The sequence below is a fragment of the Mycobacterium deserti genome, from assembly GCF_025345615.1.
GTDB lineage: Bacteria > Actinomycetota > Actinomycetes > Mycobacteriales > Mycobacteriaceae > Mycobacterium > Mycobacterium deserti.
The window spans coordinates 147,834-173,098 of the sequence record NZ_JAODWD010000005.1; the positions used below are offsets into that span (position 1 = coordinate 147,834).

The 25,265-nt window shown below is 68.2% G+C and carries 25 protein-coding genes and 1 pseudogene; 14 read left to right on the forward strand and 12 right to left on the reverse strand.

Going from position 1 to position 25,265, the window contains the following annotated elements; all coding sequences use genetic code 11:
- The first annotated feature begins 33 nt into the window (after positions 1 to 33).
- The gene (locus tag N4S67_RS20520; protein ID WP_260994867.1) at positions 34 to 933 is read left to right on the forward strand and encodes a sigma-70 family RNA polymerase sigma factor; all 900 of its coding nucleotides are present in this window, start codon (positions 34 to 36) and stop codon (positions 931 to 933) included.
- Here N4S67_RS20520 and N4S67_RS20525 read toward each other — a convergent pair.
- Positions 926 to 1,546 (reverse strand): annotated as a pseudogene (locus tag N4S67_RS20525) (carboxymuconolactone decarboxylase family protein); the annotation flags it as partial. The gene N4S67_RS20520 and the pseudogene N4S67_RS20525 overlap by 8 nt on opposite strands.
- Positions 1,547 to 1,647: 101 nt before the next feature.
- Here N4S67_RS20525 and N4S67_RS20530 point away from each other — a divergent pair.
- Complete coding sequence (locus tag N4S67_RS20530; protein ID WP_260994868.1) at positions 1,648 to 2,037, forward strand: hypothetical protein; 390 nt, start codon at positions 1,648 to 1,650, stop codon at positions 2,035 to 2,037.
- Positions 2,038 to 2,091: 54 nt separating this feature from the next.
- Here the strand turns inward: N4S67_RS20530 and N4S67_RS20535 are convergent, their stop codons facing one another.
- From N4S67_RS20535 to sdhC, 4 genes are all read right to left on the reverse strand, one after another.
- On the reverse strand, positions 2,092 to 2,874 hold the full coding sequence (locus N4S67_RS20535; RefSeq protein WP_260994869.1) for a succinate dehydrogenase iron-sulfur subunit: 783 nt from the start codon (positions 2,872 to 2,874) through the stop codon (positions 2,092 to 2,094).
- Complete coding sequence (gene sdhA, locus N4S67_RS20540; RefSeq protein WP_260994870.1) at positions 2,874 to 4,628, reverse strand: succinate dehydrogenase flavoprotein subunit; 1,755 nt, start codon at positions 4,626 to 4,628, stop codon at positions 2,874 to 2,876. Before sdhA ends, N4S67_RS20535 begins: the two co-directional genes overlap by 1 nt.
- A 14-nt stretch (positions 4,629 to 4,642) precedes the next feature.
- A complete protein-coding gene (locus N4S67_RS20545; protein ID WP_260995272.1) occupies positions 4,643 to 5,062 on the reverse strand; it encodes a succinate dehydrogenase hydrophobic membrane anchor subunit in 420 nt (139 codons plus the stop codon).
- 83 nt (positions 5,063 to 5,145) lie between these two features.
- Positions 5,146 to 5,574 carry a succinate dehydrogenase, cytochrome b556 subunit gene (gene sdhC, locus N4S67_RS20550; protein ID WP_260994871.1) on the reverse strand — a complete coding sequence of 143 codons (429 nt, stop codon included), beginning with the start codon at positions 5,572 to 5,574 and terminating at the stop codon, positions 5,146 to 5,148.
- Between the two features lie 209 nt (positions 5,575 to 5,783).
- Between sdhC and N4S67_RS20555 the strand changes: the two genes are divergently transcribed.
- Genes N4S67_RS20555 through N4S67_RS20565 form a run of 3 tightly spaced genes read left to right on the forward strand, consistent with a single transcriptional unit; the run spans position 5,784 to position 8,588 of the window.
- Entirely contained in the window at positions 5,784 to 6,200 is a 417-nt protein-coding gene (locus N4S67_RS20555; RefSeq protein ID WP_260994872.1) for a cytidine deaminase, read from the forward strand.
- The gene (locus tag N4S67_RS20560; RefSeq protein ID WP_260994873.1) at positions 6,197 to 7,498 is read left to right on the forward strand and encodes a thymidine phosphorylase; all 1,302 of its coding nucleotides are present in this window, start codon (positions 6,197 to 6,199) and stop codon (positions 7,496 to 7,498) included. The genes N4S67_RS20555 and N4S67_RS20560 overlap by 4 nt, the downstream gene beginning before the upstream one ends.
- 1 nt (position 7,499) lies before the next feature.
- Positions 7,500 to 8,588 carry an adenosine deaminase gene (locus tag N4S67_RS20565; RefSeq protein ID WP_260994874.1) on the forward strand — a complete coding sequence of 363 codons (1,089 nt, stop codon included), beginning with the start codon at positions 7,500 to 7,502 and terminating at the stop codon, positions 8,586 to 8,588.
- A 30-nt stretch (positions 8,589 to 8,618) separates the two neighbouring features.
- Here N4S67_RS20565 and satS read toward each other — a convergent pair whose 3' ends face one another.
- A complete protein-coding gene (gene satS / locus N4S67_RS20570; protein WP_260994875.1) occupies positions 8,619 to 9,875 on the reverse strand; it encodes a protein export chaperone SatS in 1,257 nt (418 codons plus the stop codon).
- A 112-nt stretch (positions 9,876 to 9,987) separates the two neighbouring features.
- Here satS and N4S67_RS20575 point away from each other — a divergent pair, with 112 nt between their 5' ends.
- Genes N4S67_RS20575 through N4S67_RS20585 form a run of 3 tightly spaced genes read left to right on the forward strand, consistent with a single transcriptional unit; the run spans position 9,988 to position 13,699 of the window.
- Positions 9,988 to 11,655, forward strand: a complete 1,668-nt coding sequence (locus N4S67_RS20575; protein ID WP_260994876.1) for a GTPase domain-containing protein — start codon at positions 9,988 to 9,990, stop codon at positions 11,653 to 11,655.
- Positions 11,652 to 13,238: a GTPase gene (locus N4S67_RS20580; RefSeq protein ID WP_260994877.1), complete on the forward strand. Its 1,587-nt coding sequence runs from the start codon at positions 11,652 to 11,654 to the stop codon at positions 13,236 to 13,238. The genes N4S67_RS20575 and N4S67_RS20580 overlap by 4 nt, the downstream gene beginning before the upstream one ends.
- Positions 13,238 to 13,699 (forward strand): SRPBCC family protein, encoded by a 462-nt coding sequence (locus N4S67_RS20585; protein ID WP_260994878.1) that lies wholly within the window; start codon positions 13,238 to 13,240, stop codon positions 13,697 to 13,699. Before N4S67_RS20580 ends, N4S67_RS20585 begins: the two co-directional genes overlap by 1 nt.
- A gap of 4 nt (positions 13,700 to 13,703) precedes the next feature.
- On the opposite strand, the gene N4S67_RS20590 is transcribed toward N4S67_RS20585, so the two are convergent.
- Positions 13,704 to 14,783 carry a C40 family peptidase gene (locus N4S67_RS20590; RefSeq protein ID WP_260994879.1) on the reverse strand — a complete coding sequence of 360 codons (1,080 nt, stop codon included), beginning with the start codon at positions 14,781 to 14,783 and terminating at the stop codon, positions 13,704 to 13,706.
- A gap of 2 nt (positions 14,784 to 14,785) precedes the next feature.
- Positions 14,786 to 15,133 (reverse strand): type VII secretion target, encoded by a 348-nt coding sequence (locus tag N4S67_RS20595; protein WP_260994880.1) that lies wholly within the window; start codon positions 15,131 to 15,133, stop codon positions 14,786 to 14,788.
- On the opposite strand from N4S67_RS20595, the gene upp reads away from it, so the two are divergent.
- Complete coding sequence (upp, locus tag N4S67_RS20600; protein ID WP_260994881.1) at positions 15,132 to 15,755, forward strand: uracil phosphoribosyltransferase; 624 nt, start codon at positions 15,132 to 15,134, stop codon at positions 15,753 to 15,755. The genes N4S67_RS20595 and upp overlap by 2 nt on opposite strands.
- Before the next feature lie 5 nt (positions 15,756 to 15,760).
- Here the strand turns inward: upp and N4S67_RS20605 are convergent, their stop codons facing one another.
- Both N4S67_RS20605 and N4S67_RS20610 read right to left on the reverse strand, forming a co-directional pair.
- Positions 15,761 to 17,398, reverse strand: coding sequence for a phospho-sugar mutase (locus tag N4S67_RS20605; RefSeq protein WP_260994882.1), 1,638 nt, complete (start codon positions 17,396 to 17,398; stop codon positions 15,761 to 15,763).
- Positions 17,395 to 17,868 carry a MarR family winged helix-turn-helix transcriptional regulator gene (locus tag N4S67_RS20610; RefSeq protein ID WP_260994883.1) on the reverse strand — a complete coding sequence of 158 codons (474 nt, stop codon included), beginning with the start codon at positions 17,866 to 17,868 and terminating at the stop codon, positions 17,395 to 17,397. Before N4S67_RS20610 ends, N4S67_RS20605 begins: the two co-directional genes overlap by 4 nt.
- Positions 17,869 to 17,969: 101 nt before the next feature.
- On the opposite strand from N4S67_RS20610, the gene N4S67_RS20615 reads away from it, so the two are divergent.
- A complete protein-coding gene (locus N4S67_RS20615) occupies positions 17,970 to 19,073 on the forward strand; it encodes an AbrB family transcriptional regulator (protein WP_260994884.1) in 1,104 nt (367 codons plus the stop codon).
- Here N4S67_RS20615 and N4S67_RS20620 read toward each other — a convergent pair.
- Positions 19,019 to 19,801, reverse strand: a complete 783-nt coding sequence (locus N4S67_RS20620; protein WP_260994885.1) for a purine-nucleoside phosphorylase — start codon at positions 19,799 to 19,801, stop codon at positions 19,019 to 19,021. The two genes, N4S67_RS20615 and N4S67_RS20620, sit on opposite strands and share 55 nt — an antisense overlap.
- A gap of 48 nt (positions 19,802 to 19,849) precedes the next feature.
- On the opposite strand from N4S67_RS20620, the gene N4S67_RS20625 reads away from it, so the two are divergent.
- From N4S67_RS20625 to N4S67_RS20635, 3 genes are read left to right on the forward strand one after another with little or no spacing between them, the layout of a single operon-like run.
- Positions 19,850 to 21,025: a M20 family metallopeptidase gene (locus N4S67_RS20625; RefSeq protein ID WP_260994886.1), complete on the forward strand. Its 1,176-nt coding sequence runs from the start codon at positions 19,850 to 19,852 to the stop codon at positions 21,023 to 21,025.
- Entirely contained in the window at positions 21,022 to 22,191 is a 1,170-nt protein-coding gene (locus N4S67_RS20630) for an amidohydrolase (protein ID WP_260994887.1), read from the forward strand. The genes N4S67_RS20625 and N4S67_RS20630 overlap by 4 nt, the downstream gene beginning before the upstream one ends.
- Positions 22,192 to 22,249: 58 nt before the next feature.
- The gene (locus tag N4S67_RS20635) at positions 22,250 to 23,206 is read left to right on the forward strand and encodes a hypothetical protein (RefSeq protein WP_260994888.1); all 957 of its coding nucleotides are present in this window, start codon (positions 22,250 to 22,252) and stop codon (positions 23,204 to 23,206) included.
- On the opposite strand, the gene N4S67_RS20640 is transcribed toward N4S67_RS20635, so the two are convergent.
- Positions 23,203 to 23,682, reverse strand: coding sequence for a gamma-glutamylcyclotransferase (locus N4S67_RS20640; RefSeq protein WP_260994889.1), 480 nt, complete (start codon positions 23,680 to 23,682; stop codon positions 23,203 to 23,205). The genes N4S67_RS20635 and N4S67_RS20640 overlap by 4 nt on opposite strands.
- 91 nt (positions 23,683 to 23,773) lie before the next feature.
- Here N4S67_RS20640 and N4S67_RS20645 point away from each other — a divergent pair, with 91 nt between their 5' ends.
- A complete protein-coding gene (locus tag N4S67_RS20645; protein ID WP_260994890.1) occupies positions 23,774 to 25,189 on the forward strand; it encodes an NAD(P)H-quinone dehydrogenase in 1,416 nt (471 codons plus the stop codon).
- Positions 25,190 to 25,265: the final 76 nt, after the last annotated feature.

The following is a 25,265-nucleotide window of genomic DNA, read 5'->3' on the forward strand; positions in this document are numbered from 1 at the left end:
ATGCTGCGACATCGGGTAACTAGACTGACGGTTATGACCGCCAGCACGCGGGTCGACGAGTTCGAGGAACTGCGGCCGCATCTGCTTGCCGTTGCCTACCGGCTCACCGGAACTGTTGCCGACGCCGAGGACATCGTGCAGGATGCCTGGCTTCGGTGGAATCGCGCGGCGGGCGAAGATATTTCGGACCTGCGGGCATGGTTGACGACCGTCGTCAGCAGGCTGGCTCTGGACCGGCTGCGATCGGCCGCGCACCGGCGTGAAGCCTACGTCGGTGAGTGGTTGCCGGAGCCCGTGGTCACGCCGCTGGACCGCGACGATCCACTGGCCCGCGTCGTCGCGTCGGAGGATGCGCGGTTCGCCGCGATGGTGGTGCTCGAACGGCTGCGCCCCGATCAGCGGGTGGCATTCGTGCTGCACGACGGCTTCGCCGTGCCGTTCGGCGAGATCGCCTCGGTGTTGGGCATCAGCGAATCCTCCGCCCGTCAATTGGCCTCGCGTGCCCGCCGCGCCGTGACCGCCGCGCCACCGCCGGTGTCCGACGACGAGCACAACGAGGTCGCCGGTGCGCTGATGCTTGCGCTCGCTGCGGGAGACATGGAAGCCGTTGTGCGCGTTCTGCATCCGGATGTGACGTTCACCGGCGACTCGAACCGCCGGGCGCCGACGGCTGCGCGTGTCATCCACGGACCCGACAAGGTGGCCCGCTTCCTGTTCGGGCTCGCCGCCAAGTACGGGCCCGCATTCCTCTCGTCAAGCCAGCTGGCCAACGTGAACGGCCAGCTGGGCAGCTACCTCACGGGCTCACCGGCCGGCGACGGCTTCCCCGCGGTGACCCCGCGGGTGACGGCGATGACCGTGCGTGACGGAAAGATCTGCGCCATATGGGATATCGCGAACCCGGACAAGTTCACCGGCTCGCCGCTCAGGTGAGCCATGGAACTCGGCACGCGTCGCCCGAGTTGAAGCCCTGTTCGGTGATGCCCAGCGCCGAGTACATCCGCGCCCGCATGTTCTCCACCCCGATCTGATAGGTCAGCTCGACCACTCCGTCGTCGCCGAACCGGCGCCGCAGATCGTCGACCTGCTCGTCGGTGATCGTGTGGGGGTTCGTGGAGATGGCGTCGGAGTAGGCGATCGCGGCGCGTTCGTCGTCGGTGTAGCGCGGTGAGGTGGCGTAGTCGTCGATCTCCTTGAGGCGTTCGACGTCCAGGCCGTCGAGGCGCTGCAGCATCGAGCCGAAGTCGACGCACCACGAGCATCCGACGGTGCGAGCGGCCCAGAACACTGCGAGTTCGCGCACGTTGGCAGGCAGCTTCGTCGAGCCGCGTTCCAGCAGCATCTCGTGGACTCCGTTGGCCACCAGCAGGCGTGGGTGGTGCGCGGCCACGGTGAACGGTTCGGGCACCTCGCCGAACCGCTTCTTGGCATAGCGGTACATGGCGCGCATCCACAGCGGCGCGCGCTCGGGGGACAGGGGCTCGATGCGGGTCTTCTGCGTCTCGGTCATACCGGTTAGACGAGACAGCCCGCCGAGGTGTGACACCGTGTGTAACGGCGCCGCGGCTCCCTGCCGATAGCGATGGTGAGAGCGATATCGGGGTGTCCTTCTCAGTTTCCTGTTCGGGTCGGGGAGACGAGGAGTCGATGGTGGACCTCAAGAAAATTGTGGCGAAGGGCGCCGTCGTCGCCGTTCTAGGCGGCTCAGCCCTTGGCGCCGGTGTCGTGCCGGCCAATGCCGACCCCGACCGTGACGACCGAGGCGGTGGCGACTGGGTCGAAAACGAATGGCGCGGCGACTGGAACGACAAGTCCTGGGACGACGACCGGTGGCACAAGTGGTGGAAGGTCAACAAGTGGCGTAACGACGACCGGCCGCCGTGGGGCTGGGGACCGCCGCCGGCCGTGCACTGGCGCGGACATCCGCCGGAGTGGATCGACTACTGGGGCTACCGGGTACGCCCGGTCTGGGACCCCGGCTACGCCGCCTTCGGCTTCTGGCTGTTCGGCGTGTTCATCCCAGTGATCGTCCTCTAGCGATTTCGGTGCGCAAACGATCGCTCTGCGATCGTTTGCGCGCCGAAATCACCGCTAACGCGCGAACATCAGCGCGCGCTTGACCTCCTGGATGGCCTGCGTCACCTGGATGCCGCGGGGGCAGGACTCGGTGCAGTTGAACGTCGTGCGGCACCGCCACACGCCGTCGACCTCGTTGAGGATGTCCAACCGCTCCGCGGCGCCCTCGTCGCGGCTGTCGAAGATGAACCGGTGCGCGTTGACGATCGCGGCCGGGCCGAAGTAGCTGCCCTCGCTCCAGTAGATCGGGCAACTCGTCGTGCAGCACGCGCACAGGATGCACTTGGTGGTGTCGTCGTAGCGGGCGCGGTCGGTCTGGCTCTGGATGCGCTCACGCGTCGGCTCGTTGCCGCTGGTGATCAGGTACGGCTTGATGGCGCGGTAGGCATCGAAGAACGGCTCCATGTCGACCACGAGGTCCTTCTCCACGGGCAGACCGCGGATGGGCTCGATGGTGATGGTGAGCGGCTTCTTCTTCGGGTTCTTCGGCAGCATGTCGCGCATCAGCACCTTGCACGCCAGCCGGTTCACGCCGTTGATCCGCATGGCGTCCGAGCCGCACACGCCGTGCGCGCACGATCGGCGGAACGTCAGTGTGCCGTCCAGGTACCACTTGACGTAGTGCAGCAGGTTGAGCATCCGGTCGCTGGGCAGGCACGGCACCCGGAAACTCTGAAACCCTGCCGCGTCAGGGTTTTCGGGGTTAAAGCGGGCGATCTTCAGCGTGACCATCACCGCGCCCTCGGGCACGGGCGGCTCGAGGGTGTCCTTCTTCTCGATCTCGGGGCTGATCGTCATCAGTACTTGCGCTCCATCGGTTCGTACCGGGTCTGCACCACCGGCTTGTAGTCCAGCCTGATGTCGGACAGCAGGTCGCTGCCTTCCTTGTAGGCCATGGTGTGGCGCATGTAGTTGGTGTCGTCGCGGTTCGGGTAGTCCTCACGGGCATGGCCGCCGCGAGACTCCTTGCGGTTCAGTGCTCCGACGACGGTCACCTCGGCCAGCTCCAGCAGGAAGCCCAGCTCGATCGCCTCGAGCAGGTCGCTGTTGTAGCGCTTGCCCTTGTCGTGCACGGTGATTCGGCTGTAACGCTCCTTGAGGGCGTGGATGTCGGTGAGCGCCTGCTTGAGGGTCTCTTCGGTGCGGAACACCGCGGCGTTGTTGTCCATCGACTGCTGCAGCGCGTTGCGGATGTCGGCGACGCGTTCGTTGCCGTGCTCGCTCAGGATGTCGCCGACCCAGCCGACCACCATGTCCGCCGGGCTCTGCGGCATGTCGACGAAGTCGTGTCCCAGTGCGTAATTGGCCGCGGCGATGCCTGCGCGGCGACCGAACACGTTGATGTCCAACAGCGAGTTGGTGCCCAGCCGGTTGGCGCCGTGCACCGAAACGCAGGCGCACTCGCCGGCGGCGTAGAGGCCGGGGATGATCGTGGTGTTGTCGCGCAGCACCTGACCGTTGACCGTCGTGGGAATGCCGCCCATCACGTAGTGGCACGTCGGGTAGACCGGCACCAGTTCCTTGACCGGGTCGACGCCCAGATAGGTGCGGGCGAACTCGGTGATGTCGGGCAGCTTGGCTTCGAGAACGTCCGCGCCGAGGTGGCGCACGTCGATGTAGACGTAGTCCTTGTTCGGTCCGGCGCCGCGACCCTCGAGCACCTCGAGCACCATTGAGCGGGCCACGATGTCGCGCGGGGCGAGGTCGACGATGGTGGGCGCGTAGCGCTCCATGAAACGCTCACCCTCGCCGTTGAGCAACCGACCACCCTCACCGCGGACCGCCTCCGAGATGAGGATGCCCAACCCGGCAAGACCCGTCGGGTGAAACTGGTGGAACTCCATGTCCTCCAGGGGAAGTCCCTTGCGGAAGATGATGCCCAGGCCGTCGCCGGTCAACGTGTGCGCGTTCGAGGTGGTCTTGTACATCCGGCCCGACCCGCCGGTGGCGAACACGATGGCCTTGGCGTGGAAGACGTGGATGTCGCCGGTGGCCAGCTCGTAGGCGATGACGCCGGTGGCGACGGGACCTGCGGCCGTCTCGGTCAGCGCGATGTCGAGTGCGTAGAACTCGTTGAAGAACTCCACGTCGTGTTTGACGCAGTTCTGGTACAGCGTCTGCAGAATCATGTGGCCGGTGCGGTCGGCGGCATAACAGGCTCGGCGCACCGGCGCCTTGCCATGGTCGCGGGTGTGCCCGCCGAACCGGCGCTGGTCGATGCGGCCCTCGGGGGTTCGGTTGAACGGCATCCCCATCTTCTCGAGATCCAGCACTGCGTCAATGGCTTCCTTGCACATGATCTCGACAGCGTCCTGGTCGGCCAGGTAGTCGCCGCCCTTGACCGTGTCAAAGGTGTGCCATTCCCAGTTGTCGTCCTCGACGTTGGCCAGCGCCGCGCACATGCCGCCCTGAGCCGCGCCCGTGTGGCTGCGGGTCGGGTAGAGCTTGGTCAGCACGGCCGTGCGGGCCCGGGGGCCGGCCTCGACCGCGGCGCGCATGCCCGCGCCCCCTGCGCCGACGATCACGACGTCGTAGCGATGTTCGACAATCATTTACAACCTGCCCGTCAGGAGATGGTCGCGTCGAAGGTCAGCAGCACGTAGGTGCCCAGGACCAAGGTGAACGCCATCGACAACGCCAACAGGGTGTTCAGCCAGAACTTGGTTGAATCCTTGCGGGTGTAGTCGGCGATGATGGTGCGCATGCCGTTGCCGCCGTGCAGCTGGGCCAGCCACAGCAGCAGCAGGTCCCAGGTCTGCCAGAACGGCGAACTCCAGCGTTCGGCGACGTAGTTGAAGTCGATCCGGTATACGCCCTCGTCCCAGATCAACATGATGAACAGATGGCCCAGCGCCAGGAACACGAGTACGAGGCCGGAGAAGCGCATGAACAGCCAGGCGTACTTCTCGAAGTTCGGCATTCCGCCCCTGCTGCGCGGGGCGCGTGGATTGTCCAGGCCCGCCGGGCGGTCGTAGCTGCGCTGCATGACCGGCGCAGGGCCGCCGCGCTCGGTGATGTGGTCGTAGGGATTCTCTCGGCCTGATGTCGCCGGCCCGGCGGCTCCGGCCATCACAGGAACCGCTCCACCATGTGCATGCCGATCACGCCGAGTGACGGGATGAAGATCGCCAGGAAGGCACCGACGACGACCCACAGCATCTTGCGCTGGTACCTGGGGCCCTTGGACCAGAAGTCGATGAGGATGACCCGGATGCCGTTGAGGGCGTGATAGAGCACGGCGACGACCAGCCCGACCTCCATCAGGCCGATGATCGGGGTCTTGTAGGTCTCGATGATCTCGTTGTAGGCCTGCGGGCTGACCCGCACCAGCGCCGTGTCGAGGACATGGACGAACAGGAAGAAGAAGATCGTCGCACCGGTGATGCGATGCAGCACCCAGGACCACATCGCGGGATCACCGCGATACAGGGTGCGTCTGCGCGACGGTCCGGAACGCGGAGCCGGTACATCCGGTTTCGCGGGTGTCGCAGTACTCATCGGGCCTCCAACGCCTTCGGTGGACGTTTGGGCCAGGCAGGACCTAGCCCGAACCTCGGGGCGACTCTAAACCCAGTTGTACTGCTAAACGAACTACGGTTTAGCCGTCGATGTCTGGAAAAACGCGGAACTTAGGGTGGCCTATTTCGTGAGGTCGGCCATAGGACGGGGCTTCGGAATGGATTCAGAATCAGCACTGCGAGGGTGGCATGACATCCGAAATTGACTGGAATTTGTTGCGGCGCAGGGCAACTGACGCGTCGACCCGTGCCTATGCCCCGTACTCGGGGTACCCGGTCGGTGCCGCGGCACTGGTCGACGACGACCGGGTGGTCACCGGTTGCAATGTGGAAAATGTCTCATATGGCCTAGGTCTCTGCGCCGAGTGCGCTGTGGTCTGCGCGCTGCATTCCGGGGGCGGCGGGACGCTCGTCGCGCTGTCGTGTGTGGACGCCGCCGGCGAGATCTTGATGCCGTGCGGGCGGTGCAGACAGGTGCTGATGGAACACGGCGGCACGCGGATGTTGATCGACCACCGCGATGGGCCGCGGCCGCTGGCAGAGTTGCTGCCCGACGCGTTCGGTCCCGACGACTTGGCGCGGCGAAGGGGTGAGCAAACCCCGTGACGCAGTTCACATTCGACGCTCCGACCGTCATCCGGACCAAGCGCGACGGCGGTGCGCTCTCGGATGCGGCGATCGACTGGGTGATCGACGCGTACACCAACGGCCGGGTCGCCGACGAGCAGATGTCGGCACTGTTGATGGCGATCTTCCTACGCGGGATGACGAACGCCGAGATCGCCCGGTGGACCGCCGCGATGGTGTCCTCGGGTGAGCGGCTCGATTTCACGGATCTGCGCCGCGACGGGAGACCACTGGCGTTGGTGGACAAGCACTCCACCGGAGGCGTCGGCGACAAGATCACGATTCCGTTGGTGCCGGTCGTGATGGCGTGCGGCGGCTCGGTGCCGCAGGCGGCGGGGCGCGGCTTGGGGCACACCGGCGGCACGCTGGACAAGCTCGAGTCGATTCCCGGCTTCACCGCCGAGATCTCGAAAGCTCAGATACGACAACAGCTTTGCGACCTGGGCGCGGCGATCTTCGCGGCGGGTGAGCTGGCGCCGGCCGACCGCAAGATCTACGCGCTGCGCGACATCACCGCGACCACCGAGTCGCTGCCGCTGATCGCCAGTTCGGTGATGAGCAAGAAGATCGCCGAGGGCACCGCAGCGCTGGTGCTCGACACCAAGGTCGGCTCGGGCGCCTTCTTGAAGACCGAGCGACAAGCGCGTGAGCTGGCCCGCACCATGGTCGAACTCGGTGCCGCACACGGGCTGGCGACCAGTGCGCTGCTGACCGACATGTCCACGCCGCTGGGCCGGGCCGTCGGCAACGCCGTCGAGGTCTCCGAATCGCTGGAGGTGCTGGCCGGTGGCGGGCCGCCCGACGTGGTGGAGCTGACGCTGGCGCTGGCGGCCGAGATGCTCGCCGAGGCCGGGCTGGACGGCGTCGATCCGGCGCAGACGTTGGCCGACGGTTCGGCGATGGACCGGTTTCGGGCGCTGGTCGCCGCGCAGGGCGGTGACCTGGCGCAGAGTTCGCCTGTCGCTGTTCACGCCGAGACCATCACGGCCTCGCGCGGTGGCACGATGGAGAACATCGACGCGATGGCGGTGGGTCTGGCGGTATGGCGGCTCGGTGCGGGCCGCTCGGTACCCGGTGAGCGGGTGCAGTCCGGCGCTGGGCTGCACATCCACCGCCGCCGGGGTGAGGCCGTCGCCGCCGGGGAAGCGGTGTTCACGCTGTACACCGAGACCCCGCAACGGTTCGAGGCCGCGATCGCCGAATTGGACGGCGCATGGCGGGTCGGGGATTCGACGCCGTCCGCGCAACCGCTGATCATCGATAGGATCCGGGAGTGACATGACGACGCCGTTGACCCTGGACAACATCCAGCGCGCGCCGAAGGCGCTTCTGCACGACCACCTGGACGGCGGCCTGCGCCCGGCCACCGTGCTGGAGCTGGCCCAGGCGTCGGGCTACGACGATCTGCCCGCCGCCGACGTGAACGAGCTTGCCGACTTCTTCCGCACGGCCGCGCACAGCGGATCGCTCGAGCGCTATCTGCAGCCGTTCGCCCACACCGTCGGGGTCATGCAGACGCCGGAGGCGCTGCACCGGGTCGCCTACGAATGCGTGGAGGATCTGGCCGCCGACAACGTGGTGTACGCGGAGATCCGGTTCGCCCCCGAGCTGCATATCGACGGTGGCCTCACGCTGGACGCGGTCGTCGACGCGGTGCTGGCCGGCTTCGCCGACGGCGAGAAGGCCGCCGGCGCCGAGGGGCGGGCGGTCACGGTGCGGTGCCTGGTCACCGCGATGCGGCATGCGGCGAGGTCACGCGAGATCGCCGAGCTGGCGATTCGGTTCCGGGACAAGGGCGTCGTCGGCTTCGACATTGCAGGGGCGGAGGCAGGCTATCCGCCGACGCGGCATCTCGATGCGTTCGAGTTCATGCGAAGTCACAATGCGCGCTTCACGATTCACGCGGGTGAGGCGTTCGGCCTACCGTCGATTCACGAGGCGATCGCGTACTGCGGCGCCGACCGGCTGGGCCACGGTGTGCGGATCGCCGACGACATCGCGGTGGGTGCGGACGGCGTCGCACGCCTGGGCCAGCTCGCAGCGCTGTTGCGCGACAAGCGAGTTCCGTTCGAGATGTGCCCGTCGTCGAATGTCCAGACCGGTGCCGTGGCCAGCATCGCCGAGCATCCGTTCGACCTGCTGGCCCGGTTGCGCTTCCGCGTCACCGTCAACACCGACAATCGGTTGATGAGCGATACGACGATGAGCCAGGAGATGCTCCGGCTCGTGGAGACTTTCGGCTACGGCTGGAGCGATCTGCAGCGGTTCACCATCAATGCGATGAAGTCGGCGTTCATTTCGTTCGATGAGCGGTTGGCCATCATCGACGACATCATCAAGCCGCGCTATGCCGTGCTGATCGGCTGAGTTCTTCCCGCAAGCCCCGCCGGCCGCTAGCTACTCCTGGCGCAGTCGCGACTCGACGAAGGACTCCAACGCCTCCCACTGCTCGACGGCCTTCGCGTACGGCGGGCTCGGGCGCCGCACGGTGTCGGGACTCAGGATGTGGGCGATCACCTTGCCGAGCGGCTGATCCACGTCGAGCGACTCTTCGACGATCGGATCTTCGGCGTAATCGCCGACGTCCCTGAGTAATTCGACAGCAAGCTGTAACTGGTCCCGGTCGATTGCTTCGGGTCCGTCAGCGAGATCGTCGGCCATCTCGGTCAGCACGTACACGTTCTCGTCGCTGATCGTCACCTCCAGCGAGCCGTCGGTCGCGGCGGTGCGGATGTCGTCGTAGGTGGCCAGATCGGACAGGTCGTGATCGTGCTCGTCGGCCAGATAGCGCGCGAGCGCACGCTCGGAGCTGAACACGCTGATTCTTCCGTTGCGGCCCAGGAAGATCGGTTGGTCGTCGAGGTAGCAGCGCAGCGTGTAGTACGTGCCGCCACTGGTCATGATCCGCACGGGGTCGATGCCCACCTTGAGCCAGAAATCGTCGTCGCTGCCGAGCACGGCGCCATCGGCGTGATCCTCGAGATCGTCGGTTTCCTCGACGTCGGACTCGTCGGTCTCCTCGACCTCGATGTCTTCTTCTTCCTCGGGTTCTGGCGCAGGCTCGGCGAGTTCGGCCTCGGCCTTCTCCGATGCGGCTTTGTCGACGTCAGGCTTGGTGATGACCTCGTCGAGTGCGTCGATGACGCCGTCCCAGCCGCGGTTGATGACCGTCTCGATTTCGCTCCACCGCTTGCGCCCGGCGCGGCCGCTGAACGCATCGATACCACCGCCGAGATTGCCGAGTACCGGGTTGCCGTTGAAGAACTTGGTGATGGCAGGCAGCTCGCACACCGAACCGATGGACGAAACGATGGCAAGGGCGCCGTGCAGCCGGGCCACCGATTCCTCGGTCGGCTTCTCGGCGACCAGTTCCTCCACCTCGATGAGGTCGTACTGCCGGTCGTCGGCGGGATCGAGCCGGTGAGCGTTCGCCTCGGTCAGCTTCTGCCATGCGGGGTGATCGGTGAGGTCGTTGTCGGTGTTGGTCCGGACGAACCCGACCAGGTCGGCCACCGAATCGAACGCGTACAGGTCCTCGTCCTTGCCGAGGAAGGCTTCCCACTCATCGCCCTGGTCACGCCACCTGGGCGCCCACAGCGTGTAGTGGTCGCCCTTGGTCAGCCCAAGCCGAATCGGCACGATGTCAGCAGCCATGGCGCACAGAATAGCCATCGACCTTGCCGGTCACGTTCAGCGAGGTGTCGCCGTTTCGAGTTCGGGTATCAAATCAACCCCCGTTGAAAGCTACCTAGGGAAGGCTGAAGCAATGACGGAAGCCGCCGAGCTGATCGACGCGGTGACTGATCTGAGCACAGCGCTGAGGCATACGACGTTTCCGCTGCCGGCGCCGTCGGCGTGGCCGGCCGAATCCGACCGCCGCGAGTTGACCGGACAGCTGGCCGACTACCTGATTCCCCGCCTGCTCACCATCGACGCGCCCCTACTTGCGGTCGTCGGCGGGTCCACCGGCGCAGGGAAGTCGACACTGATCAACTCGCTGGTCGGCGACGACGTGAGCCAGGCCGGTGTGCTGCGGCCAACCACGCGGGGCCCCGTGATCGTGTGCCATCCGTCGGATCTCGACTGGTTCACCAGCGACCGGATACTGCCGCAGTTGCCGCGATCATCAGGGCCCGACGGCCTACGCGTGGCCCCGCACCCCGGTATCGGCCCCGGCCTCGCGCTGCTGGACGCCCCCGACATCGACAGCGTCGTCAGCACGAACCGGGAGCTCGCTGCCACGCTGCTGGCCGCCGCCGACCTGTGGATCTTCCTGACGACCGCCGCCCGCTACGCCGATGCGGTGCCGTGGCAGCTGCTGCACACCGCGCGCAACCGCGGCACGGCCATCGCCATCGTGCTCGACCGCTGCCCGCCGGATGCGGTCAAGGACGTGGGTGGGCACTTGACGGACATGCTCGCGGCGAACGGACTGGGTGGTGCGCCGCTGTTCGTCATCGAAGAGCAGCACCTGCGCGGCGGACGGCTGAAGGACAAGGCGGTTCGGCCCATTCGCTCATGGTTGGCCTGGTTGACCGCTGATGCCGAGCAGCGGGTGGCGGTGGTGCGCTACACGTTGGACGGGGCGCTGCGCAGCCTGCCGCCGCGGACGTATGCGCTGGCGAGCGCCGCGGATGAGCAATCTGCTGTGCGCGCACAACTCGAATCGTGCGTGTCCTCGGCCTACGCCGGTGCGCTGACTCGGGTGGAGGAAGCGATCCGCGACGGCGCGCTGTTGCGCGGTGAGGTGCTCGCCCGCTGGCAGGACGTGGTCGGAACGGGCGAGTTCCTGCGCAGGCTCGAGTCACGGGTCGGCCGGATCCGTGACCGTGTGGTCGCCGCAGTGAGCGGACGGCCGACGCCGGTGGAAGAACTCGGATCGGCATTGGAGTCCGGCATCGCGACCGTCGTGCAGGCGGCGGTGGAGGAAGCCGCGGAGACGTCGTACGCCTGCTGGGCGCGGCATCAGGCCGGGGCCCCGCTGCTGACCGACGAGCTCGCCCGGCCCTCGCCCGGACTGACCGATAGCGTCGAGCGGCTGGTCCGCGACTGGCAGGAGTTCGTGCTGGAGTTGGTCCGCACCGAAGGCGCGTCGAAACGGTCAGGGGCGCGCCTGGCGTCGTACGGCGTCAACGGCGCCGGCCTCGTCGTCATGCTCGCGGTGTTCAGCCAGACGGCCGGGCTGACCGGCGCCGAGATCGCGGTGGCGGGAGGCACGACGGTGGCCAGCCAGAAGGTGCTCGAGGCGATCTTCGGCGAACAGGCTGTTCGCGGTCTGGCCCGGCAGGCCCGCGACGACCTGCTGGCTCGCGTCGACGGACTGCTGGATCAGGACGCCGCCCGCTACCGCCAGGTGCTCGGTTCGGCGGGATCGATGACGTCCGGTGCCGAGCTGCGCTCGGCCGCCGATCGCGTTGCGGCAGTACTGCGGTGACCCTCGCCGACAGGTTGGCAGCGTTGTCGTCGGTGGCCGAGTTGGGCGTCGGGCGACTGCCCGAGGAACTACTGGCCGACTTGCATGCCCTGGACCAACGGGCCGGCGCCCGGTTGCGGCTGACCGGCGAGTACACCGTCGTCGCGCTGGCCGGAGCCACCGGCAGCGGAAAGTCCTCATTGTTCAACGCGATTGCGGGAGCGCCGTTGGCCACCGTCGGGATACGACGGCCCACGACGTCGGCGACTCAAGCGGTCGTCTTCGGGCCTGCCGGCGCGACGGAACTGCTGGACTGGCTGGAGATCGGGACGCGGCAATACAGCGATGCCTCGTCTGCTCCGGGGCTGTCCGGGCTGGTGCTGCTCGACCTGCCCGATCACGACTCCACCGAGTTGTCCCACCGGGCGGAGGTGGACCGCCTGGTGCGGCTCGTCGACGCGTTCGTCTGGGTACTGGACCCCCAGAAGTACGCCGATGCAGCGCTGCACGATTCGTACCTGCGGCCGCTCGCCGCGCATCGAGACGTGATGGTGGTGGTGCTCAACCAGTCCGACCGGCTGCCCGCTGATGACCTGGCCGCGTGTGTCCGAGACGTCGACAGGCTGCTGGCCGAGGATGGCTTGGCGGGGGTGTCGGTCCTGGCGACATCGGCCGTGACGCCGGACGGCGTTGTGCCGCTTCGTGATTTCCTGGTGTCGACTGTGGCCAATCACCGGGCGCGGACCGCGCGGGTGAACGCTGATCTGGATTCGATGGCCAGTCGTCTCACGCCGCTCGTCCCACCGCAACGGTCCGGGCCCGCCTTGCGCGACGCCGAGCGACGGCTGCAGACCGCGCTCGCGGCGGCCGCAGGCGTTCCGACGGTGGTGAGTGCCGTAGGCCGAGCCTACGAGCGGCGAGGGCTCGCGGCGGTCGGCTGGCCGCCGCTGCGCCTGATCCCCAAACTGCGGCCTGACCCGTTGCGCCGCTTAGGAATCGGACACTCTGCCGCATCGGACGGCAACGAGGTGCTGCGCCGGACGTCGTTGCCGTCGGCGTCGGCGGCCTCGCGCGCGGCGGTGGACAGTGCCGTCCGCTCGCTGGTAGAAACCGCGTCGACCGGACTGCCTGCGCCGTGGCCCCGGTTGGTACTCGAGGCGGCGAAGTCGCGGACCGCTGCTGTGCCCGACGCCCTGGACCGGGCCGTGGGCGGCGCCGAACTCGGGACGGAGCGGTCACCGCGGTGGTGGCGGCTGATCGAGGTGATCCAGTGGGTCCTTCTGGCCGCAGCGGTGGCGGGCGGATTGTGGCTGGGCCTCCTCGCCGTACTGGCCTACCTGCAGATCGATCTCGACCCGCCGGCACTAGGGCCATTCGCCTGGCCGACCGTTCTGCTGGCCGGGGGACTTGCCCTCGGATTGGCGCTGCGCGTGCTGATTCGGCCGTTCGTGGCGTGGGGCGCAGCGCGGCGCCGACGACGGGCTACATCGGAACTGCGTCGACGCGTCGACGCAGTGGGGGAGGAGTTCGTGGTGAAGCAGGTGTCGACGGAATTGTCCGTCTACGGACAGTTGTCCGCGGCAGTGCAGGGCCTGAGCCGCTGATGCGCGGAGCGGTGACGGTTCACATGAATGCGCCGGCGATGGACATTTGGAACCTTGTCTCCGACGTCAGGAACACCGGGCGGTTCTCGCCGGAGACGTTCGACGCCGAATGGCTCGACGAAGTCGACGAACCCGCGATCGGCGCGCGGTTCCGCGGCCACGTCAAGCGCAACGAGATCGGTCCCGTGTACTGGACGACGTGTCGAGTTACGGCGTGTGACCCAGGTAGAGAGTTCGGCTTCGCGGTGCTAGTCGGCGAGCGCGCGGTGAACAATTGGCACTGGCACTACGCGTTCTTGCCCGAAGGCAGCGGAACCGACGTGACCGAGGCATTCCGGACTATTGAGTCGCCGGTCCTGCGGCCGCTGGAATTACTCGGCTACGTTCGCAAGCGTCGCAACCTGCGCGATATGCGCACGACCCTCGAACGCATCAAGACCGTCGTCGAATCGCCGGGCTGACGATTCACACCGTCGGACGCCAGAAACCCTGGAATCCCTGACCGACGTTGTCGGTTCGGATCGGCGACAACTTCACCGGGTCGCCCGCCTCGATCATCGTGCCGTTGCCGACGACCATCGCCACGTGACCGTCCCACACCGCGAGGTCGCCCGGCCGCAGATCCCCCGCGCCCACGGCGGCGCCGATGTCCTGCTCCTGCGCCAGCCGCGGAATGTTCAGGCCCGCTTGGCCGTAGGCCCACTGCGTGAGTCCGCTGCAGTCCAAGCCCACGCCCGGGGTCGTACCGCCCCACTCGTAGGGCACACCGAGCTGGGTCAAAGCGTGTCGAACCGCGCTCGCCGCCGTCGCATTCGGCGCCAACGCCGTGCTGCCGTCGGGCAGGCGGATGGCGACGCCGTCGCCGAACGTCGCCGCATCGGGCAGGTCGCGCGCCGTCTCCGGATGCGAAGCAAGCGAAGCCAATTCGCCGATCGCCGAACCCCACCCGCCGCCCCCGCCACTCTGTGAGGGCATCGACGGCATCGCCGGCGCGGACATGCCCGCCGGCGCCGTGGCGAGAGGTGCCGTGGACGCCGGTGTCGCCTCAGAAGTCAGCGCTGCCGTATGGCCGTCCAGCTCGGCCTGCAGCTCCCTAACCACAGCGACGGCCTCGTCGAGCGAGCGTTGCGCCTCGGCGAGCAACGCCTGCGCCACCTGGGGTGAGTCCACGAACGGCTCGAGCGCCGCTGCGCGCGCCTCGAAGTCGTCGGCGATGGCGCGCAACCGCGCGTCGGCGCGCTGAACCGCCGCCGACGCGGTACCCGCGGCGGCGCTCATCCGGTCGACGCGCTCGGCGAGTCCGTCGATCGCTGCGACCGTCGACGCGATGGACCCGGCGGCGGCGTCGGCACCTGAACCCGACCAGGACGCCTGCGCGTGAAGCCACGACCGCCGCGCCGCCGCCGACACGTCCATGAGCGCGTCGCGGGTCCGCTCGAGCGCCGCCGCCGGATCGGCGAGTGGACCCACGGAAAAGCCCGGGCCCACCGTCGAACGCACCCGTCGGATCGCCTCGACCACCTGCGCCACCAGCGCGCCCGGCACCGCTAGACCCCGATGATCGACGTGCCGGCGTCGTGGTCGGCGGCGTCGTACGCGGCCGCCGTGCCGAACGCGGTGCCGCCCGTCGCCGACAGCCGGTCGCTCAAAGCGGTCACCGCGCGGGCCCCGTCGGCGGCCGCCTCGGCCAACGCGGCCAGGAAGCCTGCGCCGACGGGACCCAGCATCTCGGCGGCCCCCGCGCCCGGCAGCGTCGACAGTGCGGCCGCGATCGCGGCGAGGTCAGCGGCTTGGTCACCGGAGGCATTACCCAGCGCGCGGATGGCATCGGTATCGGCGAACATGCCGTTAGGACGGCGTCCGGCGCGCATCGGTTCCACTAATGTGCGGCGCATGGATGTGCGCGTCGTCGACCACCCGCTGGCCGCCGCGCGGCTGACCACCCTGCGCAACGAGCTCACCGACAACGCGACGTTCCGGGCCGCGCTGCGCGACCTGACCCTGATGCTGGTCTACGAGGCCACCCGCGACGCCGCCACCGACGCGATCTCGGTGCGCACGCCGCTGGCCGAGACCACCGGCTACCGGCTGGCCAACCCGCCCCTGCTCGTTCCGGTGCTGCGCGCCGGTCTCGGCATGGTCGACCAGGCGCACGCGCTGATCCCCGAAGCCCGCGTCGGCTTCGTCGGCGTCGCGCGTGACGAGGAAACCCACCAGCCCACACCGTATTTGGAGTCGCTGCCCGACGATCTGAGCACTCAGCCGGTAATGGTGCTCGATCCGATGCTGGCGACCGGCGGGTCGATGGCGCACACCATCAAGCTGCTGCACTCACGCAATGCCGTTGACATCACCGCGATCTGCGTGGTGGTCGCGCCCGAGGGGATAGCGACACTGGAGGAAGTCGCCCCCGACATGCGACTGTTCACAGCGACCATCGACGAGCGACTCAACGACATCGCCTACATCGTGCCGGGCCTCGGCGACGCGGGAGACCGTCAGTTCGGACCGCGGTAGCGCCGCTAAAGCTGCTCGACGACGCTTGCGACCTGGTCCCGCAGTGCGTATGCCTGCTCGCGAGCGGCGCTCAGGTCGCCGTCCACCCCACATCGAACCTCGATGTAGGACTTGACTTTCGGTTCCGTGCCCGACGGCCGTGTCACCACCCGGACCCACTTCTCGTCGTCGCCGCCGGTGAGGATCAGCGCGTCGGTGCGGGAGTCGCCGCTGTTGTGCTGCAGGTCGGTGGCCGTCACCTCGAAACCGGCCAGCCGATCGGGCGGGGTGTCGCGCAGCCGCGACATCACCGCGGCCGCCTCGTCGAAGTCGTCGACGCGTCGCGACACCTGCTGCGTTGCGTGCACACCGTGGCGGCGCGCCAGGTCGTCCAGCGCATCGAGGACCGTGTGTCCGCGGCGCTGCAGCGCCGCGAGCATGTCGCAGAAGAGCACCGCGGCGCTGATGCCGTCTTTGTCGCGGACGCCTGCGGGGTCGACGCAATGGCCGATCGCTTCTTCGTAGGCGTACACCAGCGTGCAGCCCGGCAGGTCCAGGTCGGCCCGCGCCAGCCACTTGAACCCGGTCAGGGTCTCGACGTGGCGGGCGCCGTGTTCAGCGGTGATGGCCGCGAGCATGCGTGACGACACGATCGAGTTCGCCACCACCGTGACGTCCTTCACCGGACCGGCTTCGATCTGTGAAAGCAGATAATCGCCTAGTAGCCAACCGGTTTCGTCGCCGGAAAGCATGCGCCAGCCGTCGGGGGTCGGCACCCCGATGGCGCACCGGTCGGCGTCGGGATCCAGGGCGATGGCCACGTCCGCCTCGACGTCGGCGGCGAGTTTGAGCACCGCGTCGGTCGCCCCCGGCTCCTCCGGGTTCGGGAACTCCACCGTCGGGAAATCGGGGTCGGGCGCGAACTGCTCCTCGACGACATGCACGTCCGAGAACCCAGCGCGCACGAAGGCGTCGAGGGCGAACTCGCCACCCACGCCGTGCAGCGGGGTGAGCGCGATCCGGACCGACCCGTGCGTGTGGCGCACGTGCGACGCCCGGTCGACGTAGCGCTGAACCTGGTCGACGCCGGACGGTGTGACCGAATGCCGCGGGATCTCGTCGGCGTGCGGTGCCTCCGCCATCGCCTGTTCGATCTCACGGTCCGACGGTCCGACGATCGGAAAGCCGCCCTCGAAGTAGACCTTGTAACCGTTGTAGTTCGGCGGGTTGTGCGACGCGGTGATCATGATGCCGGCGACGGCACCGCCGTGCCGCACGGCGAATGCCACCACAGGCGTGGGCACCGCGGTGAACATCAACGTTGTCGGAAAACCCTGAGCGGCAAACACTTCGGCTGTCGCCAAGGCGAACTCGTCGGAGCCGTGCCTGGCGTCGCGGCCCACGATGATGTCGCGGCCCTCCAGCCCCCGGTCCTTGAGTACCTTGGCAACGGCCCAACTGGCCCGCAGCACGACAGCTAGATTCATCCCGTTGGGTCCGCCGCGCAGAGGGCCGCGCAGACCCGCCGTCCCGAACGTGAGCGATCGCGCGAACCGCTCGTCGAGCTCATCCTCGCTGCACGCCGACAGCTCGGCGGCGGTGTCCGGATCGGGGTCGTGGGAGATCCACTCTTGCGCGGTCGTGGAGGTCCGCGTCTGAGTCATAGGGCCAGTGTGCCCACTTTTGCGTCTGCATATGCCAGCTTGCGAAGCACCGGTGCGACAAGCATCAATAGGTCGAACTCGAGCTGGGACAGGTTGTCGCGCATCGTGGCGTGCAGCCAGGCGTCGCGCTCGGCGCGGTCGGTCTCGAGCAAGTCCGTGCCCGCATCGGTGATCTCGATGAGCTGGCGGCGCCGGTCGGCCTCGTCGGGACGGCGAACGATCAGGTCGCGGCCCATCAGCTCGTTGATGCTGTCGGTCAGCGACTGCACCCGCACCCGCAGCCGGCCCGCGAGGTCGGCGGGGCTGATGACGCCGGTGCGGCTGACCTCGGTGAGCAGTTCCATCTGGCTCAGCGTCAGGCCGTGGTCGGGCCGGTGTCTGCGCATCTGGCGAACCACCGCCACCATCGACTCCCGCAGTTCGGTCGCCGCTGACTGAGGCGTTGCTTTCAGTACCGAGTCGCTCGTCATAACCAAGTTATACCTTGGTAATTATCGCCAAGTCTCGGCTACACACGGTGTTGCATGGGAAAAAAGACAAGGGCATACTTGTTATCGATATGGTGAAACGGATGCTGAAGTGGGTGCTGCTGCTCGCGGCCACGGCGGGCGTCACCATCCCGCTGACCCATTTCGGCGTGCCGTCGGCCGCCTTGTTCGCCGCCCTGGCCGTCGGCATCGTGCTGGCGCTTTCGGCGCTGGCACCCAGTCGGGTGCCGCGTCCCGCTGCCATCGCTGCTCAGGGCGTGCTCGGCGTCTACATCGGCACCATGGTCCAGCAGGACGCGATCACCGCGCTCGGCCCGGACTGGCCCATCGTTGCGGCCGTCGCCGTCGCCACATTGCTGCTGAGCATCGTGTTCGGAGCACTGCTCGCGCTGCACCGCGACGTCACCCCGTTGACCGGCTCGCTGGCGTTGGTGGCCGGCGGCGCTTCCGGGTTGGTCGCGATTGCCCGCGAACTCGGTGGCGACGACCGTGTGGTCTCGGTCGTGCAGTACCTGCGGGTCGCGCTGGTTACCGCGTCGATGCCCGCCGTCGTAGCGCTGTTCTATCACGTCGACAAGTCACGGCCCGCGACGCAGCTTCCTCAAACCGAGACAGCGCCTTGGTATCTCAGCATCGGCATGCTCATCGCCCTAATCGTGGTCGGGGCGGCGGGCGGCAAGCTCATTCGGCTGCCCGGCGCGGGCCTGCTCGGCCCGTTGGCACTGACGGTGGTGCTGGAGCTGACCGGCCTGTCCTTCGGCCTGTCGGTGCCGATCGTGCTGGTGCAGATCGGCTACGCGCTGATCGGCTGGCAGGCCGGGCTGGCCTTCACCCGCGACTCGCTGCGGGTGGTCGGACGCTCGCTGCCGACCGCGATCGGCCTGATCGTCGCGCTCGGTGTCGCCACCGCGGGCCTCGGCCTGCTGCTGTCGCACGTCACGGGTGTCACGCCGCTGGAGGGATACCTGGCGACGACGCCGGGCGGCGTCTACGCGATCCTGGCCACCGCCGTCGACACCGGGTCCAACGTCACGTTCATCGTCGCCGCGCAGGTGCTGCGCATCCTGCTGATGCTGTTCGCGGCCCCCTGGGTGGCGCGGGGCGTGGTCGCCGTCAGCAAGAGGATCGGCCGTCAGAGTCGGGCGATCACCGCCGAGAGCAAAGAACCTATCCGCGTCGCGGACTGACGACCCGCTTCCAATACCTCGTCGTGGTTCAACGGCTGGCCGGTCATTCCGGCCGCCAGGTTGGTCACCAATGACACGCCGAGCACCGCAGCGCCCGCGGCGCGCGCGGCGATGGTCTCGTGCACCGTCGACATACCGACCAGGTCCGCGCCGACGACTCGCAGCATCCTGATCTCGGCCGGGGTCTCGTACTGCGGGCCGTTCAGCCCGGCGTAGACGCCCTCGGCCAGCGTCGGATCGATCTCGTGGGCGATGGCGCGCAACCGCGGCGAATAGGCATCGACCATGTCGACGAACTGTGCCCCGACCAACGGCGAGCGGCCGGTGAGGTTGAGGTGGTCGCTGATCAGCACCGGCTGTCCGACGGTGAAATCCTCACGCAGACCGCCCGCGGCGTTGGTCAGCACCACTGTGCGCACCCCTGCGGCGCACGCCGCGCGCACCGGGTGCACGACATGGCGCAGGTCGTGACCCTCATAGGCGTGAATCCTGCCGACGAGCACCAGCACCCGTCGGTCGCCGATGCGCAACGACAGCAGCCGTCCGGTGTGGCCCTGCGCGGTGGGCGGGGTGAAGCCGGGCAACTCGGCCATCGGCACCACGGCCACCGGATCTCCGAGTTCGTCGACGGCGGGCGCCCAGCCCGAGCCGAGGACGATCGCGACGTCGTGGCCGTCGACGCCGGTGCGGTCGCGGATCGCGGCCGCCGCTTCGTCCGGATCCGTCACGATAGGCGAGCTTATCTGGCGTGACGCGGGCAGTGAGATACTGCAGAGATGCCCACCGCCACGTCACGCGTCGAAGACGCCGTCAACCGACGCCGTGGCGATCTGGTCGAGCTGTCGCACGCCATTCACGCCGAGCCCGAACTCGCGTTCGCCGAACACCGCAGCTGCGCCAAGACCCAGTCACTGGTCGCCGAGCACGGGTTCGAGATCACCACGGCGCCCGGCGGACTGGACACGGCATTCCGCGCCGACTTCGGCAGCGGCCCACTGGTCGTCGGAGTCTGCGCCGAATACGACGCGCTGCCCGGCATCGGACACGCGTGTGGTCACAACATCATCGCCGCGTCCGCGGTCGGCACCGCGTTGGCGTTGGCCGAGGTGGCTGACGAGCTCGGGCTGACAGTGGTTTTGCTCGGCACTCCAGCCGAGGAGGCCGGCGGCGGAAAGGTGTTGCTGCTCAACGCCGGAACGTTCGACGATATCGCCGCGACGGTGATGCTGCACCCGGGGCCGCTGGATATTGCGGCCGCGAGGTCGCTGGCGCTGTCCCAGGTGGCCGTCGAATATCTCGGCAAGGAGGCGCATGCCGCGGTCGCGCCCTTCAACGGCGTGAACGCCGCCGACGCGATCACTGTCGCGCAGGTGGCGATCGGGTTGCTGCGCCAGCAGATGGCGCCGGGACACATGGCTCACGGCATCGTCACCGACGGCGGCCAGGCGACCAACGTTATTCCGGCGCGCGCCGAGATGCACTACACGATGCGTGCCAACGACGCGGCGTCGCTGCGGGACCTGGAGCGGCGCATGACCGACTGCTTCTTGGCCGGCGCGGTGGCCAGCGGCTGCGACTACCAGGTCTCCGAGACCGAACCGGCCTATCACGAGCTGACGCCCGACAGGTGGCTCGCCGAGACCTTCCGTGCCGAGATGGTGCGCGTCGGGCGCAGCCCGGTGTCGGCCGAGCTGGAGGCGGCGTTGCCGCTGGGCAGCACCGACATGGGCAACGTCACCCAGGTGATGCCCGGAATCCACCCGATCGTGGGCATCGACGCAGGCGGGGCCTCGGTGCATCAGCCGGCGTTCGCCCGCGCCGCGGCCGGACCCAGCGCCGACGCCGCCGTCGTCGAAGGGGCGATCATGCTGGCCCGCACCGTCGTCGCGCTGGCGCAGGAGCCCGCAGAACGCGACCGGGTGCTGGAACTGCAGGCGAGGCGGGCGTCGTGAGCCTGCATGAGGCCACCGAGCTGTGGCTCGACGCGCACTTCGGGGATCTCGTCGCGTGGCGCCGCCATCTGCACGCCCATCCCGAGCTGGGGCGTCAGGAGTTCGCCACCACGCAGTTCGTCGCCTCGCGTCTGGCCGACGCAGGACTCAATCCGAAGGTGCTGCCGGGCGGTACCGGCTTGGTGTGCGACGTCGGTCCGGCGCATGGGCCGATGATCGCGCTGCGGGCCGACATGGACGCGCTGCCGATGGCCGAGCGCACCGGCGCGCCGTATGCGTCGGTGGTGCCCAACGTGGCGCACGCCTGCGGTCACGACGCGCACACCGCGATCCTGCTGGGCGTGGCCCTGGCACTGGCGTCGGTGCCCGAACTCCCCGTCGGGGTGCGGCTGATCTTCCAGGCCGCCGAGGAGCTGATGCCCGGCGGCGCGATCGACGCCATCGCGGCGGGCGCGTTAACGGGGGTGTCGCGGATCTTCGCGCTGCACTGCGACCCTCGACTGGCCGTGGGCCGGGTGGCGGTGCGCGCCGGGCCGATCACCTCGGCGGCCGACCAACTCGAAGTCACGCTGCATTCGCCCGGCGGGCACACGTCGCGCCCGCACCTGACCGGCGACCTCGTGTACGGGCTGGGCACGCTGATCACCGGAGTGCCCGGTGTGTTGTCGCGGCGCATCGATCCGCGCAACAGCACGGTGATGGTGTGGGGCGCAGTGAACGCGGGTGTGGCGGCGAACGCCATTCCGCAGTCCGGATCAGCGGCCGGAACCATCCGCACCGCCAGCCGCGAAACCTGGGATACTTTGGAATCGATTGTGCGCGAGACGGTTTCGTCTCTGTTGGCGCCGCTGGGTCTCGACCACACGCTGCAGTACCGCCGCGGCGTGCCGCCGGTGGTCAACGAGGAGATCTCGACGCGCATCGTCACCCACGCCATAGAGGCGGTGGGCCCCGACGTGCTGGCCGACACGCGTCAGTCCGGCGGCGGTGAGGACTTCTCCTGGTATCTCGAGGAGGTGCCCGGAGCCATGGCGCGCCTCGGTGTCTGGTCGGGACGAGGCCCGCAGCTGGATCTGCACCAGCCGACCTTCGACCTCGACGAACGGTCGTTGGCCGTCGGCGTCCGGGTGCTGACCAACATCGTGGAGCAGGCCGCCCAGTACTGAGCGTCGTCCCCCCAATCAGTGTGCGGAGCACCCTCGGATTGTTCATAGGCTTGGTCGCATGCCGACTACGCCGGACGAGGACCTGGCCGACGCCATCGCCGCGATGCAGGAGTGGGGGTCGCTGCACCGCCGACTCAACGCCGCCCGGCTGCGGGCGCAGGAGTCGGCCGCCAAGGCCGCGGCAGCCCGGGCGCGGATGGCGGTGGAGGCCCGTGACGTCGCGAAGCTCGAATCGATGTCGTTCACGACGATCTTGGCCCACCTCAAGGGTTCGCATTCCGACGACCTGGCGCGTGAGATGGCCGAACATCAGGCCGCCGAGTACGAGTACCTGACGCTTCAAGCCCGCGCCGATGCCGACGAGCGCGTCGTCGAGGGCTACGGGCGTCGGCTGGGCGAGCTCGGCGATGTGAAGATGCGGCACAAGCGGGCGCTGGCCGCCAAGGAGCAATGGCTGCGCGACAGCGATGATCCTGCGGCGGCGCAACTCGGTGAAATCGCGGAGCGGCGCGGTGTTCTCGAGGCCGAACTCGCCGAGCTCGATCAGGCCACCGACGCGGGTCTACGCGCGCTGGAGCACCTCTGCGCTGCCTCCGAGGAGTTCGACAGCGCACGGTCGTGGTCGGCCTACGACACCTGGTTCGACGGCGGCGTCGTGTCGAGCATGGTCAAGCAGGGCAAGCTGGACGCCGGCGTCGCCCACATGAGAAGGGCCGACGCGGCACTCAAGCGATTCGCGACCGAACTGGCCGACGTCGACATGACCGGGGCGAACAGACTCGAGCTGGGCAAGTTCACCCGCATCTTCGACGTCTGGTTCGACAACATCTTCAGCGATCTCGCGGTACGCAGCACCATCATCGACGGTCAGGACGACGTCGCCGAGTCGATCAGCGGAGTGAAGGCAATGCTGACGCAGTTGCGGTCGCGGCGCACGAGCCGTGCCGACGAACTGCTGCGACTGCAGGCCCAACGCGCCGAGCTGCTCGAGTCCAAGCCTGCTCGCGGGCGCTAGCCGGGGGTGCCGGGCCCGATGTTGCGGGCGGGGCGGGTGCGCAGGCTGTGCACATATTCGTCTGGGGCACCTGCGATTTCGGCCGCGTCGGCCATGACGCCGAGGTAACGCGCCGACGGCAGCCCGCCCTCCCATGCGTCGACTACGTACAGCCACGCCAACACCGGCTCGAAACTGGTGTCCGACGAGATGCGATGCACGCGACATCGGATCTTCTTGTGGATGCCGAGCTCTGAGCCCTCCCACTGGTCGAGGTTCGCCTCGTCGTCCTTGGTCATGTCGTAGAGCACGACGAAGACCTTCGACGTCGGATCCTCGACGACCGTGGCGAGCGCGCCCTCCCAGCCGATGTCCTCGCCGCCGAACGTCAGCCGCCAGCCGTGCAGCCAGCCCGTGCCGGCCATCGGCGAATGCGGAGCGCGCTGCAACATCTGCTCCGGATGCATGTTTGATCCGTAAGCGGCGTAGAGCGGCACCAGGAAAGACTAAGGCTTCAAGGTCAGCTTCTCGCACCGGCTTGGTCGACAGGGTGGGCGATCAACCCCCGGCTTGGCTAGCGTTAGGCCCGTGGCTACCCGCATTGTGATCATCGGCGGTGGGCCCGCCGGCTACGAGGCGGCGCTCGTCGCGGCAGCGCGCGGCCCCGGGGCCGTCGAAGTCACCGTCGTCGACGCCGACGGCATCGGCGGTGCCTGCGTGCTGTGGGACTGCGTGCCGTCCAAGACGTTCATCGCCTCCACGGGTGTGCGGACCGAGCTGCGCCGCGCGCCCGATCTGGGCTATGCGCTGGAGTTCGAGGACGCCAAGATCGACCTGATGCAGATCAACGAGCGCGTCAAGCGGCTGGCCTCAGCGCAATCCGCCGACATCGCCGAGCGGCTGCGCAACGAAGGCGTCACGCTGATCGCCGGCCGCGGTGAACTCGTCGACGACATGCCCGGCATGGCCACCCACACCGTCAAGATCACTGCCCACGACGGCGAAGTCTCGAAGATCAAGGCCGACGTCGTCCTCATCGCCACCGGCGCCAGCCCGCGCGTGCTGCCCGGCGCCGAGCCCGACGGCGAGCGCATTCTGAATTGGCGCCAGCTCTATGACCTCGAGAAACTACCCGAACACCTCGTTGTGGTCGGCTCAGGCGTGACCGGTGCGGAGTTCGTCAACGCCTACACCGAGCTGGGTGTGAGGGTCACCGTGGTGGCAAGCCGCGACCAGATCCTGCCGCACGAAGACTCCGACGCCGCCGCCGTCCTCGAGGATGCGCTGGGCTCGCGCGGCGTGACGCTGGTCAAGAACGCCCGAGCCGAATCGGTGACACCCAACGGCGACGGCGTGGTGGTGAAGATGACCGACGGACGGTGCGTCGAGGGCAGCCATGCCCTGATGACGGTGGGCTCGGTGCCCAACACCGGCGGGTTGGGCCTCCAACGCGTCGGCATCGAGCTCGGCCAGGGCGACTACCTCAAGGTCGACCGGGTGTCACGGACGTCGGTGCCCGGCATCTACGCCGCCGGTGACTGCACCGGGCTGATGCTGCTGGCCTCGGTCGCCGCCATGCAGGGCCGCATCGCGATGTACCACGCCCTCGGCGAGGGCCTCGAACCCATCCGGTTGCGCACCGTGGCCGCCGCGGTGTTCACCCGGCCCGAGATCGCCGCGGTCGGGGTGCCGCAGTCCAAGATCGACGACGGGTCGGTCGCCGCCCGCACCATCATGCTGCCGCTGAACACCAACGCCAGGGCCAAGATGTCGGGCCTGCGCCGCGGCTTCGTCAAGATCTTCTGTCGACCGGCCACCGGCGTGGTGATCGGCGGGGTCGTTGTCGCGCCGATCGCCTCCGAGCTGATCATGCCGATCGCGCTGGCGGTGCAGAATGGCAACGACGTCGAGGACCTGGCGCAGACGTTTTCGGTGTACCCGTCGCTGTCGGGATCCATCACCGAAGCCGGCAGGCGTTTGATGGCGCACGACGATCTCGACTGAGAGTTGCGGACGCGAGGAGCGGGGAAACCCACGTAGCCTGGGAACGGGCAAACGTACCGACGAGTAACTAGGAGTC

Excerpts from the sequence above, each read along its gene's own strand:
- N4S67_RS20520 (WP_260994867.1), top strand. The coding sequence starts at position 34 with ATGACCGCCAGCACGCGGGTCGACGAGTTCGAGGAACTGCGGCCGCAT.
- N4S67_RS20530 (WP_260994868.1), top strand. The coding sequence starts at position 1,648 with ATGGTGGACCTCAAGAAAATTGTGGCGAAGGGCGCCGTCGTCGCCGTT.
- N4S67_RS20535 (WP_260994869.1), bottom strand. The coding sequence starts at position 2,874 with ATGACGATCAGCCCCGAGATCGAGAAGAAGGACACCCTCGAGCCGCCC.
- sdhA (WP_260994870.1), bottom strand. The coding sequence starts at position 4,628 with ATGATTGTCGAACATCGCTACGACGTCGTGATCGTCGGCGCAGGGGGC.
- N4S67_RS20545 (WP_260995272.1), bottom strand. The coding sequence starts at position 5,062 with ATGCAGCGCAGCTACGACCGCCCGGCGGGCCTGGACAATCCACGCGCC.
- sdhC (WP_260994871.1), bottom strand. The coding sequence starts at position 5,574 with ATGAGTACTGCGACACCCGCGAAACCGGATGTACCGGCTCCGCGTTCC.
- N4S67_RS20555 (WP_260994872.1), top strand. The coding sequence starts at position 5,784 with ATGACATCCGAAATTGACTGGAATTTGTTGCGGCGCAGGGCAACTGAC.
- N4S67_RS20565 (WP_260994874.1), top strand. The coding sequence starts at position 7,500 with ATGACGACGCCGTTGACCCTGGACAACATCCAGCGCGCGCCGAAGGCG.
- satS (WP_260994875.1), bottom strand. The coding sequence starts at position 9,875 with ATGGCTGCTGACATCGTGCCGATTCGGCTTGGGCTGACCAAGGGCGAC.
- N4S67_RS20575 (WP_260994876.1), top strand. The coding sequence starts at position 9,988 with ATGACGGAAGCCGCCGAGCTGATCGACGCGGTGACTGATCTGAGCACA.
- N4S67_RS20585 (WP_260994878.1), top strand. The coding sequence starts at position 13,238 with ATGCGCGGAGCGGTGACGGTTCACATGAATGCGCCGGCGATGGACATT.
- upp (WP_260994881.1), top strand. The coding sequence starts at position 15,132 with ATGGATGTGCGCGTCGTCGACCACCCGCTGGCCGCCGCGCGGCTGACC.
- N4S67_RS20595 (WP_260994880.1), bottom strand. The coding sequence starts at position 15,133 with ATGCGCCGCACATTAGTGGAACCGATGCGCGCCGGACGCCGTCCTAAC.
- N4S67_RS20605 (WP_260994882.1), bottom strand. The coding sequence starts at position 17,398 with ATGACTCAGACGCGGACCTCCACGACCGCGCAAGAGTGGATCTCCCAC.
- N4S67_RS20610 (WP_260994883.1), bottom strand. The coding sequence starts at position 17,868 with ATGACGAGCGACTCGGTACTGAAAGCAACGCCTCAGTCAGCGGCGACC.
- N4S67_RS20615 (WP_260994884.1), top strand. The coding sequence starts at position 17,970 with ATGCTGAAGTGGGTGCTGCTGCTCGCGGCCACGGCGGGCGTCACCATC.
- N4S67_RS20625 (WP_260994886.1), top strand. The coding sequence starts at position 19,850 with ATGCCCACCGCCACGTCACGCGTCGAAGACGCCGTCAACCGACGCCGT.
- N4S67_RS20635 (WP_260994888.1), top strand. The coding sequence starts at position 22,250 with ATGCCGACTACGCCGGACGAGGACCTGGCCGACGCCATCGCCGCGATG.